General features: G+C 42.7%; 16 protein-coding genes. 14 read left to right on the top strand and 2 right to left on the bottom strand.

Annotated features, from left to right (window positions below):
* Positions 1 to 336 precede the first annotated feature (336 nt).
* Both yidC and ADI76_RS04360 read right to left on the bottom strand, forming a co-directional pair.
* A complete protein-coding gene (gene yidC / locus ADI76_RS04365) occupies positions 337 to 1,254 on the bottom strand; it encodes a membrane protein insertase YidC (protein ID WP_013904026.1) in 918 nt (305 codons plus the stop codon).
* A 77-nt stretch (positions 1,255 to 1,331) separates the two neighbouring features.
* Positions 1,332 to 1,610, bottom strand: a complete 279-nt coding sequence (locus ADI76_RS04360) for an acylphosphatase (RefSeq protein WP_041818353.1) — start codon at positions 1,608 to 1,610, stop codon at positions 1,332 to 1,334.
* 73 nt (positions 1,611 to 1,683) lie between these two features.
* Here ADI76_RS04360 and ADI76_RS04355 point away from each other — a divergent pair, with 73 nt between their 5' ends.
* The 14 genes from ADI76_RS04355 to yidD all read left to right on the top strand — a co-directional run bounded on the left by ADI76_RS04355 (position 1,684) and on the right by yidD (position 11,127).
* Positions 1,684 to 2,430, top strand: coding sequence for a TrmH family RNA methyltransferase (locus ADI76_RS04355; protein ID WP_049514907.1), 747 nt, complete (start codon positions 1,684 to 1,686; stop codon positions 2,428 to 2,430).
* Positions 2,431 to 2,512: 82 nt separating this feature from the next.
* Positions 2,513 to 3,004: an HDIG domain-containing metalloprotein gene (locus ADI76_RS04350; protein ID WP_049514906.1), complete on the top strand. Its 492-nt coding sequence runs from the start codon at positions 2,513 to 2,515 to the stop codon at positions 3,002 to 3,004.
* A 28-nt stretch (positions 3,005 to 3,032) separates the two neighbouring features.
* The gene (locus ADI76_RS04345; protein ID WP_003008369.1) at positions 3,033 to 3,719 is read left to right on the top strand and encodes a Bax inhibitor-1/YccA family protein; all 687 of its coding nucleotides are present in this window, start codon (positions 3,033 to 3,035) and stop codon (positions 3,717 to 3,719) included.
* Positions 3,720 to 3,814: 95 nt separating this feature from the next.
* Positions 3,815 to 5,065 carry a diaminopimelate decarboxylase gene (locus ADI76_RS04340; protein ID WP_049514905.1) on the top strand — a complete coding sequence of 417 codons (1,251 nt, stop codon included), beginning with the start codon at positions 3,815 to 3,817 and terminating at the stop codon, positions 5,063 to 5,065.
* A gap of 55 nt (positions 5,066 to 5,120) precedes the next feature.
* Positions 5,121 to 5,366, top strand: coding sequence for a YneF family protein (locus ADI76_RS04335; RefSeq protein ID WP_049514904.1), 246 nt, complete (start codon positions 5,121 to 5,123; stop codon positions 5,364 to 5,366).
* Between the two features lie 77 nt (positions 5,367 to 5,443).
* Positions 5,444 to 6,238: a glutamate racemase gene (gene racE / locus ADI76_RS04330; protein ID WP_049514903.1), complete on the top strand. Its 795-nt coding sequence runs from the start codon at positions 5,444 to 5,446 to the stop codon at positions 6,236 to 6,238.
* Positions 6,235 to 7,215, top strand: coding sequence for a nucleoside-triphosphate diphosphatase (locus ADI76_RS04325; protein ID WP_049514902.1), 981 nt, complete (start codon positions 6,235 to 6,237; stop codon positions 7,213 to 7,215). The genes racE and ADI76_RS04325 overlap by 4 nt, the downstream gene beginning before the upstream one ends.
* Entirely contained in the window at positions 7,188 to 7,709 is a 522-nt protein-coding gene (locus ADI76_RS04320) for a metallophosphoesterase (protein WP_049514901.1), read from the top strand. Before ADI76_RS04325 ends, ADI76_RS04320 begins: the two co-directional genes overlap by 28 nt.
* Positions 7,706 to 8,167, top strand: coding sequence for a cyclic-di-AMP-binding protein CbpB (cbpB, locus tag ADI76_RS04315; RefSeq protein ID WP_045759761.1), 462 nt, complete (start codon positions 7,706 to 7,708; stop codon positions 8,165 to 8,167). Before ADI76_RS04320 ends, cbpB begins: the two co-directional genes overlap by 4 nt.
* Positions 8,164 to 8,895 carry a site-specific tyrosine recombinase XerD gene (gene xerD, locus ADI76_RS04310; protein WP_049514900.1) on the top strand — a complete coding sequence of 244 codons (732 nt, stop codon included), beginning with the start codon at positions 8,164 to 8,166 and terminating at the stop codon, positions 8,893 to 8,895. The genes cbpB and xerD overlap by 4 nt, the downstream gene beginning before the upstream one ends.
* A complete protein-coding gene (locus ADI76_RS04305) occupies positions 8,895 to 9,614 on the top strand; it encodes a segregation/condensation protein A (protein WP_049514899.1) in 720 nt (239 codons plus the stop codon). The genes xerD and ADI76_RS04305 overlap by 1 nt, the downstream gene beginning before the upstream one ends.
* Positions 9,598 to 10,167, top strand: coding sequence for an SMC-Scp complex subunit ScpB (scpB, locus tag ADI76_RS04300; RefSeq protein ID WP_009731504.1), 570 nt, complete (start codon positions 9,598 to 9,600; stop codon positions 10,165 to 10,167). Before ADI76_RS04305 ends, scpB begins: the two co-directional genes overlap by 17 nt.
* On the top strand, positions 10,157 to 10,888 hold the full coding sequence (locus ADI76_RS04295; RefSeq protein ID WP_003005375.1) for a pseudouridine synthase: 732 nt from the start codon (positions 10,157 to 10,159) through the stop codon (positions 10,886 to 10,888). Before scpB ends, ADI76_RS04295 begins: the two co-directional genes overlap by 11 nt.
* A complete protein-coding gene (gene yidD, locus ADI76_RS04290) occupies positions 10,885 to 11,127 on the top strand; it encodes a membrane protein insertion efficiency factor YidD (protein WP_049514898.1) in 243 nt (80 codons plus the stop codon). Before ADI76_RS04295 ends, yidD begins: the two co-directional genes overlap by 4 nt.
* Positions 11,128 to 11,212: the final 85 nt, after the last annotated feature.

The following is an 11,212-nucleotide window of genomic DNA, read 5'->3' as shown; positions in this document are numbered from 1 at the left end:
GACGTCAGCGAACTTCTACGAAGTTCCATGACTTAGTTTTGAACCTAAGGTTTCAAAACTCCCCTAGTGCCTGAAACATAATTGTTTCAGGCACTTTTCTCACGGCGGAAAGTTTCGGTATCTGCTCTATGAACCTAATAGTTTATATCATTTTTTTAACATTACCTAGGTAAAAACGGTCTTAAAGCAAGCACTCAAAGAGGGCTTGCTTTTTGTGCTATTAATCCCCTTGTGAGGGTGTAAATTTTTCGTTGATTGATTGAAAGGGATTAAAAAAACACCTGAACTAGAGGGTTCAGGTGCTTCAGTAATTCCGCTAGAATTTAGAAGTTTGTACTACTTTCTATTGCGTTGTTTTCCTGCATTGCGGTTGTTTTTTGGTTTGTGTTGAATTTGTGTCGTTGCAGTTGGTGTAACGTCTTTTTTCACACGGTGACTAGTCGCTTTTGGAGGATTGTTTTTGTATTCCTCAGCGACCCGCTTGCGAAGATTTGGACGAATCAAGTAGTTGATGACAAATTGTTGGATAATTTGGATCACCCCACCGACTACCCAGTAAAGAGTCACTCCGGCTGAAGAGATCAATGAGAAGACACCGATCATAATCGGGCTCATCAGTGATGCTTTACGCATACTTTCCTTTTGGGTTTCATCTTCAATCCCATGAAGAGAGAGCATACTTTGGATATAGTAGAGAACCGCTACGATAGCCGTCAAGAGCAAGCTTGGTTTCCCAAGAGCAATACCAAGGAAACTACTTTCTGCTACCCCTTTGGTGTGCTGAGCTGCAAAGAAGAGGGCAGAGAAGAATGGCATTTGGATCAAGAGTGGTAAACACCCAACTCCACCAAACATGCTAACCCCATTTTCACGTTGAGCAGCCATTAATTCTTGTTGTGCCAATAGCTTTTCTTCTTGTGTGCTAGCGTTTTTCATGCGCTCTTGGATTGGGCCAAGGATGGGTTTTAAGTAGTTCATCTTTTCAGATTGGTAGGTTGCCTTCCATGATTGGTACAAACCAAGTGGCAGGATGATTAAACGCACGATCAAGGTGACGATAATAATCCCGATCCCAAAGCCCAAGCCAAGGTTATTAGCAAAGAATTTGATGGCTTCGCCCATTGGACGGCCAAGAAGATTCCAGATCAATCCAGTTGGATTTCCAGTTTTCCGATCGACACTCACGCATCCTGATAAGAAGACGAGCGAAGCTAGTCCCATCGATGCCAATAATGCAAGTTTATTTTTTTTCACAAATTGTTCCTTCTTTTTTAAAATGTTACCTTTCTATTCTACTGTTTTTTTTGAAAATACACAATAGTTCTCTAGTCTTAATTTGAAATTTTGAAGTCCTTATAGTTTTCAAAGTTTGCTAGCGTAACATCCAAATAAGTCACATGCGCAAACGGCGTAGGACCTTTGCGTATTTCTTGGATGAATTTGGCCATTTGACTGCTAGACTCTGCCTGAGCTAGAATACCAACCGTCCCATCGTCATTGTTCCAGACACGGCCAGTAATCCCACCGATCTCTAAAGCAAGACTGCAGACTCCCCAGCGAAAACCAACTCCTTGAACCCGTCCTTGGGCAATCATTTTTACCTTTTGCATGTGCATCCTCCTTGACTCGAAGAAATCTATCTGAGGCATGATTTCTTCTTTTTCTTTGTGCTATAATAGGTCTATGAATATTATAACGTCTAAATCCAATAATGTAATCAAAAATGCTAAAAAATTACATCAAAAAAAATATCGGACAGATTCCTATCTCATTGAAGGTTGGCATCTCTTTGAAGAGGCAGTAGAAAATCAGGCGGAGATTCGTCAGGTCTTTGTTTTAGAAGCCTATTTAGACCGGGTAGAGAATATCCAAAACGTCACTGTCGTGACTTCGGAGATCTTGAGTCTCTTGGCTGATTCGAAGACCCCTCAAGGAATTGTCGCAGAGATTCTTCTAGAGCAGCCAGAACTTCCAGATCAGTTACAAGGTCGTTACCTCTATTTGGAGGATGTCCAAGATCCAGGTAATGTGGGAACCATGATTCGAACAGCAGATGCAGCCGGCTTTGATGGTGTCATGCTTTCGAAAGCATCCGCAGATCTCTATAGTCTCAAGACTCTTCGATCCATGCAGGGCAGTCATTTCCATCTTCCTATCTGGAAATGGGACCGAGAAGAACTGTTTGAACGAGCTAGTCAATCCAATCTAGCGGTCCTCGCAACGACGCTATCAGAAGCTTCCATCGATTACCGTCAGCTCCCTCAGATTGATCAATTTATTTTGGTGATGGGCAATGAAGGCAAGGGCATCAGTCCAGAAATGGCTACACGAGCCGACCAGCTTGTTCATATTACCATGCCGGGTCGAGCTGAGAGTTTGAATGTTGCAGTAGCTGCTGGAATTTTGATGTTTCATTTAAGGAATTTTTGAGAAAAAGCAGTATACTTAAGTTGAAAAAAGAAATTGGTGGAAATCTTATTGGGAGAGCCTATCAAGAAAAGGTGGTGATCTGATGCAATATCATCGAGACAAAGAATACATGACCTATGTGGGACAGTTGATCCAGCACCCTAAGGTTCAAAAATTAGCCGACATCCCCCATCATATTCATTCCAATCGTTTGGAGCATTCCATTCATGTTAGCTATACTAGTTATAAACTGGCTAAAAAATTAGGCTGGGATGCTAAAAGTACGGCTCGGGGTGGCCTCTTGCATGACCTCTTTTACTATGATTGGCGCGAGACCAAGTTTACCAAGAGTCACGCCTGGATTCATCCACGCATTGCCGTGAGAAATGCGCGAAAGATTACAGATCTTAATGCTAAGGAAGAAGATATCATCATTAAACACATGTGGGGGGCTACCCTTGCTCCGCCTCGCTACAAAGAATCCTTCGTGGTGACCATGGTGGATAAATACTGGGCTGTTAAGGAAGCTTCAGAACCTTGGCGTAAAAAGATGGCCAAAAGGAGATTTTTTCATCGAAAAATGTTAAAATCATAGTAAACAAATTTGAAAGGAACTTGTTTATATGTATAATGATTCAGTAATCCAAGAACAAAGTGGATTGAATGCTTTTTATAACAAAATCTATTCATTAGTAGGAATTGGTGTTGGGATTTCAGCCCTTGTGTCTGGCCTGATGATGACGGTCTTTCAAGACTTCTTCGTTCAAATCTTGACAACAGCGCCAATGGTTTACTACGCAGCAGTTGTTGTAGAATTGATCTTGGTCTTTGTTGCCAGTGGGAAGGCTGTTAAAAATAGCCCGTCTGCTCTTCCGATCTTCTTGATCTACTCAGCTTTGAATGGCTTTACGTTGAGCTTTATCATTGCTCGCTATATGCAAGCGACGGTTTATAAGGCTTTCTTGGTCAGTGCCTTGATGTTTATTGTCATGGGTGCTATCGGACGCGTCGTGAAAAAAGACCTTTCTGGAATGGGACGTGCCTTGATGGGAGTCTTGATCGGTGTGATCATCGCTTCTGTTGTGAACATGTTCTTGAGAAGTTCTGGCATGGATTATATCTTGAGTATTATCTCTGTCTTCCTCTTTGCGGGATTGACAGCTTGGGATAACCAAAAAATCCGCTATGTCTATGATCAAACCAATGGTCAACCTGCGACAGGTTGGGCAGTGGCCATGGCTTTGGAACTGTATCTTGACTTTATCAACCTCTTTATCAGCCTTCTTCGTATCTTCGGAAGAAACGACTAATCAAAGAGAGATTGAGCTGGGGCAATAGCCTCGGCTTTTTTTGTCTTCCGACTTGTGCTATACTTATAGTGATTACAGAATAGAAATGAGTACTTATGAAAACACCTTTTGTAACCCGTGAACAATTAGAAAGCCTGACCCAAGAATTTCCTACCCCTTTTCATCTCTATGATGAAGCAGGAATTCGTGAAACGGCTCGTGCCCTCCATCGAGCTTTTGCTTGGAATGAAGGATTTAAAGAATACTTTGCCATCAAGGCGACTCCGAACCCATCGATCCTAAAAATTTTGCAAGAAGAGGGCTGTGGAGTTGATACTGCCAGCTACGTCGAATTGTTAATGGCAGATAAACTTGGCTTTAGTGGACAAGAGATCATGTTTTCTTCTAACAACACGCCAGCTGAAGAGTTCATCTATGCTCGTGAATTAGGGGCAACCATCAATCTGGATGCTTATGAAGACATTGCTTTCTTGAAGTCTGTGACCAGCATTCCCAAGGTCATTTCATGTCGCTATAATCCTGGTGGAGTCTTTGAACTGGGAACTGATATTATGGACAATCCGGAAGAAGCCAAGTTTGGCATGACCAAGGAGCAATTGATCCAAGCCTTTATCGAGTTGAAAGAACTGGGTGTGGAAGAGTTTGGCATTCACGCCTTGTTAGCTTCTAATACAGTATTCAACGATTACTATCCAGAGCTAGCGCGTCAACTTTTTGAATTGGCAGTGGAAGTCGTCGAGAAAACAGGTGTCCATTTGGGCTTTATCAACCTCTCTGGTGGAGTTGGGGTCAATTACAAGCCAGAGCAAGAACCAAATGATATTGCCATTATTGGGGAAGGCGTGCACCGCGTTTTTGATGAGATTCTCAAACCGGCAGGACTTGGCCATGTGAAAATCTATACCGAACTTGGTCGCTTTATGCTAGCTTCACACGGTCTTTTGGTAACCAGAGTGACGCATAAAAAGAAAACCTACCGGACCTATGTGGGTGTCGATGCTTCAGCTGTGAACCTTCTTAGACCGGCTATGTACGGTGCTTATCACCATATTACCAATATGGATCGTCCAGATGGACCGACTGAAGTGGTCGATGTTGTGGGAAGTCTCTGTGAAAATAACGATAAATTTGCTAAACAACGAGAACTACCAGTGACGGAGATTGGAGATTTGCTCGTGATCCATGACACCGGAGCCCATGGATTTTCAATGGGGTATCAGTACAATGCTAAATTGCGTTCTGCAGAAGTTTTGCTTCAAGAAGATGGGCAGGCCCGTTTGATTCGTCGAGCAGAAAAACCAGAAGATTATCTTGCGACACTCTACGGCTTTGACATTGAAAAATAAGCGATTGTCTGATATAATGATAGTTATGTAAAAATAATGGATCGGAGAAAATTGTATGAATCTCTTTTTAGGAATTTTGTTGATTATTTTAGCTTTCTTTGGTGGGATGGTTGCAGGAATGTTCTTGCTTCGTCGTCAATTTGAAAAAGAATTTGCATCAAACCCACGTTTGAATGTTGAAGCAGTCCGCACACTTTTAGGTGCGAGTGGCCAACGTCCAAGCGAAGCAAAAGTTCAACAAGTCTATCGCCAAATTATGACCCAACAAAAATCAGCAATGGCGAAAAACAAGAAAAAATAAGAGTGGGGCAATCTCACGATAATAAATGAGAGGGGCTTGGAGGAATTTCTTAGTCCCTTCTTTTGGAAGGAAGAGATATGGATAACCGACCGATTGGTTTTTTAGATTCTGGAGTAGGGGGCCTGACTGTTGTCCGCGAATTGCTCCGTCAGCTTCCTCACGAAGATGTCGTCTATATTGGAGATTCAGCGCGTGCACCTTATGGTCCTAGACCAGCAGACCAAATTCGCGAGTATACTTGGCAGATGGTGAACTTCCTTCTGACCAAAAATGTCAAGATGATTGTTTTAGCTTGTAATACAGCGACGGCAGTGGTTTGGGAAGAAGTCAAGGAAAAACTTGATATTCCTGTTTTGGGAGTGATTTTGCCTGGAGCTTCTGCAGCCATTAAATCAACGACCCATCAAAAAATTGGGGTGATTGGGACACCGATGACGGTTTCTTCTGGAATTTATAAAGAGAAGATTCAAATTCTGGCACCAGATATGAAAGTCACCAGTTTAGCTTGTCCCAAGTTTGTTCCTTTAGTGGAATCCAACGAGTTGGCATCCAGTGTGACCAAAAAGGTGGTTTACGAAACCCTAAAACCACTAGTTGGAAAGGTTGATACCTTAGTCTTGGGATGTACCCATTATCCCCTATTAAAACCGATTATTCAAAATGTGATGGGACCGGATGTCAAATTGATTGATAGTGGGGCAGAGTGTGTTCGGGATATTTCCGTTTTATTAAACTATTTTGAGCTCAATAAGAGCCGCGAACTCTTAGAGCAGACCCACCGCTTTTATACCACTGCAAATGCCAATAGCTTTGCAGCGATTGCCGAAAAATGGCTAGAACGTTCAGTGAATGTGGAGCACGTAAATTTATGAGTGACAAACTATTTGAATACAAAGATTCCCAAGATTGGTATATTGCCCAATGGGGAGAAGATGCAGACTACAACCAATTTAGTCAAGTGCCTGCGGAAGCCTCCACTCTGTTAGACCAGCTGGAACTTCTCTTTGCCAAGGATCCTGAAGGATTTCCTCTCAATCTATCGGTGATGCGCTATGGATCAGCCTTTCGTTTCCTAACCTTTTTGACGGAAATCTTGAATGAAGTCAAGGGAAGATCTTTTGAAATTATCCAGCGTCAAGGAGCCTTACTCTTGGTTGAAAAAGGGAAATTACTCTATTTGCATTTGCCAAGTGATGGGGTAGATTTGGAAGCCTTCTTGGGTCAAGACAAGGTCAAAGATACGATTCTTATTGCGACTCGAAATGAGGGAAAAACCAAAGAATTCCGTAATATGTTTGAAAAGCTGGGCTTTGAAGTAGAAAATCTCAATCAATACCCAGAGCTTCCAGAAGTCGAAGAAACAGGGATGACCTTTGAAGAGAATGCTCGGCTAAAAGCTGAAACCATCGCAGAGCTAACTGGGAAAACAGTCTTAGCGGATGATTCAGGTTTGAAGGTAGATATCTTAGGAGGCTTACCAGGAGTTTGGTCAGCTCGCTTTGCGGGAGTTGGTGCGACAGATGCGGAAAACAATGCGAAATTGTTGCACGAATTGGCTATGGTTTTTGACTTGAAAGACCGTTCAGCCCAGTTCCATACGACCTTGGTGGTTGCAAGGCCAGGCAAGGAAAGCTTGGTGGTTGAAGCTGATTGGCCAGGGTATATTAATTTTGAACCTAAGGGTGAAAACGGGTTTGGCTATGATCCACTCTTCTTAGTTGGGGAAACGGGCCGTGCTGCCGCTGAATTAACACTTGAAGAAAAAAATACACAATCGCATCGTGCTTTAGCTGTTAAAAAGTTATTGGAGGTATTTCCATCATGGCAAAGCAAACAATCATCGTTATGAGTGACTCGCATGGAGACCGCTCCATTGTTGAAGCTATTAAAGAAAAATACCTAGGCCAGGTCGATGGGATCTTTCACAATGGGGATTCTGAACTAAAAAGTGACGATCCTGTCTGGGAAGGGATCCACGTTGTCCAAGGAAACATGGATTTTTATGAGGGCTATCCAGAACGCTTAGTGACCCAACTAGGGCCAACACGAATCATCCAGACCCATGGGCATCTCTTCCAGATCAATTTTAGTTTTCAAAAATTGGATCTGTGGGCCCAAGAGGAAGAAGCAGATATCTGTCTTTACGGCCACCTTCATATCCCAGATGCTTGGAAGGAAGGAAGAACCCTCTTTGTGAATCCTGGATCGATCAGTCAGCCACGCGGTCTGATTCGAGAGTGTCTCTATGCTAAAATTGAGATAGATGATTCTAATTACAAGGTAGAGTATTATACGCGAGATCATGAGTTGTATCCTGAATTGACAAAGGAGTTTAGCAGATGATAGCAAAGGAATTTGAACGTTTCTTGCTGGCGCAGGAAGAGACGTTCTTAACTCCAGCCAAAAATTTAGCGGTCTTGATTGATAACCACAATGTAGACCATGCTGTCTTGTTGTTGAGCCAGATTAGCTATAGTCGTATTCCGGTAGTGACGGATGAACGCAAGTTTGTGGGGACGATCTCCCTAACGGATATTCTATCTTATCAATTGAAACATGAGATTCCTGAGGAGACTTTTGCCTCGATGGATATCGTAGACGTTGCAAAAAAAGAGGTCGGGGTCATCGGCTTAGACTTCAATTTGACAGAAGTCCTGCACAAGTTGGTGGATGACTCCTTCCTTTCGGTGGTGGATGAAGAAGGCTATTTCCAAGGGATTATTACACGGAAATCGATTCTTAAAGCCATCAATTCGCTCATGCATGATTTTTCAAATGAATACGAGATGATTCCAAAATGAAAGAATTTATTGCAAGTTTTATTGATCAAAAAGAATTAAGTGAAAATTCTCAGTCCGCCTATTTCTATGATTTGGACCAGTTTATTGAGTCGATCCATGGGAAAGTGACGCAGACGAATTTGAGAATTTACCAAGCTTCGATTAAAGATTTTAAACCGGCGGTTCAAAAACGAAAATTATCTGCCGTCAACCAATTTTTATATTATTTGTATCAAGAACGCTTTATTTCTGAATACCATCGTTTGGTATTGCCTAAAATACAACCGGCCAAGACCCATGATCGGGAATTGTTGGATCTGACCCATTTTTGGGAAGAATCAACCAACCCTCAGGGACGCTTGATGGCCTTGTTGATTCTGGAGATGGGCTTGTTGCCAAGTGAGATCCTCCAAGTCAAGGTCGAAGATATTCAGCTGGACTTTCATGTCATTCGAGTGGGCAAAGATGGCCAAAAACGGGTTTTAAAAGTTCCAGAGCTGTTACTGGATGAGTTGCAACTCTTCCTCGATGGTGTCTATCTCTTTGATAATAAGGGAAAATCATACTCCCGTCAGTGGGGATTTCGACAATTAGAAGCCTTCTTGATCGAAAAAGGGAATCAAGACCTTTCGGCACAATCGATTCGTGAGCAATATATTTTGAAACAACGTGAACTCGGTGTGGATCTTTTTAGTATTGCGCGTGAATTGGGCCTAAAAACCATGGTGACATTAGAAAAATATAAATAATGGATATTAAAATTAAAGATTTTGAAGGGCCTTTGGACCTCTTGCTCCACTTGGTCTCTAAATACCAGATGGATATTTATGAGGTCCCCTTGATTGAGGTGATCGAACAGTATCTGGCTTATCTGGCGACCCTCCAGGCTATGAAACTAGAGGTAGCAGGAGAATACATGCTGATGGCTAGTCAACTAACCTTGATCAAGAGTCGAAGACTTCTTCCTAAGGTTGCAGAGGAGATGGATGAAGCAGAGGATCTCGAGCAGGACCTCCTTTCTCAATTGGAAGAGTACCGTACTTACAAGCAATTAGGAGAGTTGATGGCCTCACAGCACGAGGAGCGCGCCCTCTATTATTCAAAACCAAAGATGGAATTGATTTATGACGATACCGAATTACTTCATGATCGCACCACGGTGGATCTCTTCTTGGCTTTCTCAAAACTATTGACCAAGAAAAAAGAAGAATTCCGCCAGAACCATACAACCATTGTAAAGGATGAATACAAGATTGAGGATCTGATGGACCAGCTGCGTCACCGATTCCACGATCGCTCACAAGTTCTCTTGCAGGACTTGTTTCTAGAAGCAACGGATCTCCAAGAGGTCATTACTTTATTTCTTGCAACCCTTGAATTGATCAAGATTCAAGAAGTAACGGTGATCCAGGATAGGGCTTTTGGAGAAATTTACTTAAATAGGATTGAACATGAGCAAATTAGCTGAAATTGAAGCACTCTTATTTGTAGCGGGTGAAGAAGGAATTACTGCCAGACAAATCGCAGACCTTCTCTCTTTACCTCCGACAGGTGTGGTGCAAAGTTTAGAAAAATTAAGCCAAAAATACCAGGAGGACACAGATACCAGTCTGTGTTTGATGGAGACAGCTTCCCGTTATAAATTGGTGACAAAGGCAGACTACGCTTCGGTTTTACGAGACTATTCTAGAACGCCCATGAACCAAAGTTTGTCTCGGGCTGCCCTCGAAACCTTATCAATTATTGCTTATAAGCAACCGATCACCCGTGTGGAGGTCGATGATATTCGGGGTGTCAATTCCAGCGGTGCCATTACCAAACTACTGTCATTTGATCTGATCCGAGAGGATGGGAAAAAAGAAGTCCTCGGGCGTCCCAATTTGTATGTCACGACGGAGTATTTTTTGGATTATATGGGGATCAATCATTTGGAGGAATTACCAAAGGTTGAGGAAGTGGACATTGATCCAGAGGAAGGTCAATTATTTTCAGAGAGAACAGAGGAACTAGATGAGAATTAACAAATATATTGCTCATGCAGGCGTGGCTAGTCGTCGCAAGGCCGAAGAACTGATCAAGCAAGGCTTGGTGACAGTAAATGGTCAAGTTGTGCGTGAATTAGCGACCATTATTAAGACCGGTGATCAGGTTGAAGTTGAAGGCACTCCAATCTACAACGAAGAAAAAGTCTACTATCTTTTAAATAAGCCACGTGGTGTCATCTCTAGTGTATCGGATGATAAAGGGCGGACAACAGTCGTTGACCTTTTATCTCAAGTGCCAGAGCGTATCTACCCGGTGGGACGTTTGGACTGGGATACATCTGGTGTCTTGATTTTGACCAATGATGGTGATTTTACAGATGAGATGATTCACCCACGGAATGAGATTGATAAGGTCTATGTGGCGCGTGTCAAAGGGATTGCCAATAAGGAAAATTTGCGTCCCTTGACACGAGGGGTGACCATTGATGGGAAGAAAACCAAGCCAGCGACTTACGAGATCTTAAAAGTGGATGTTGAAAAGAACCGTTCAGTGGTTCAGTTGACCATTCATGAAGGGCGCAACCACCAGGTCAAAAAGATGTTTGAAGCTGTAGGACTTTTAGTGGACAAACTCTCCCGGACCCAGTTTGGGAATTTGGATGTCTCAGGACTACGTCCGGGTGAATACCGTCGCTTGAACAAAAAAGAAATCAGCCAGCTGCACAATCTAGCAGTGACTAAATCTAAAAAAGCATGAAAACAATTCTGATTGCCATGGTCAGAGGCTATCAAAAATGGATCTCTCCCCTATTTCCGCCTTCTTGTCGCTTTCAACCGACCTGTTCTAATTATATGATCCAAGCGATTGAACGCTTTGGTGTGAAAGGTGTCTTGATGGGGGTTACGAGAATCTTGCGATGCCATCCTGGTACCCAAGCGGGACCAGACCCTCTGCCAGACCACTTTAGTCTGAGACGAAATGAAGAATCAAAGTAGGACGATCACAAATAAACAGAAATGAGAGTGGGACAGAAATCGGTCATTCGTTAGAATTCGATTTCGTCGTCCCACCTCCGCACAG

Origin of the sequence: Streptococcus parasanguinis (assembly GCF_001074805.1) — a bacterium.
Lineage (GTDB): Bacteria > Bacillota > Bacilli > Lactobacillales > Streptococcaceae > Streptococcus > Streptococcus parasanguinis_A.
Note: the sequence above shows the minus strand (reverse complement) of the source record. Positions and strands in the feature narration are given on the sequence as shown.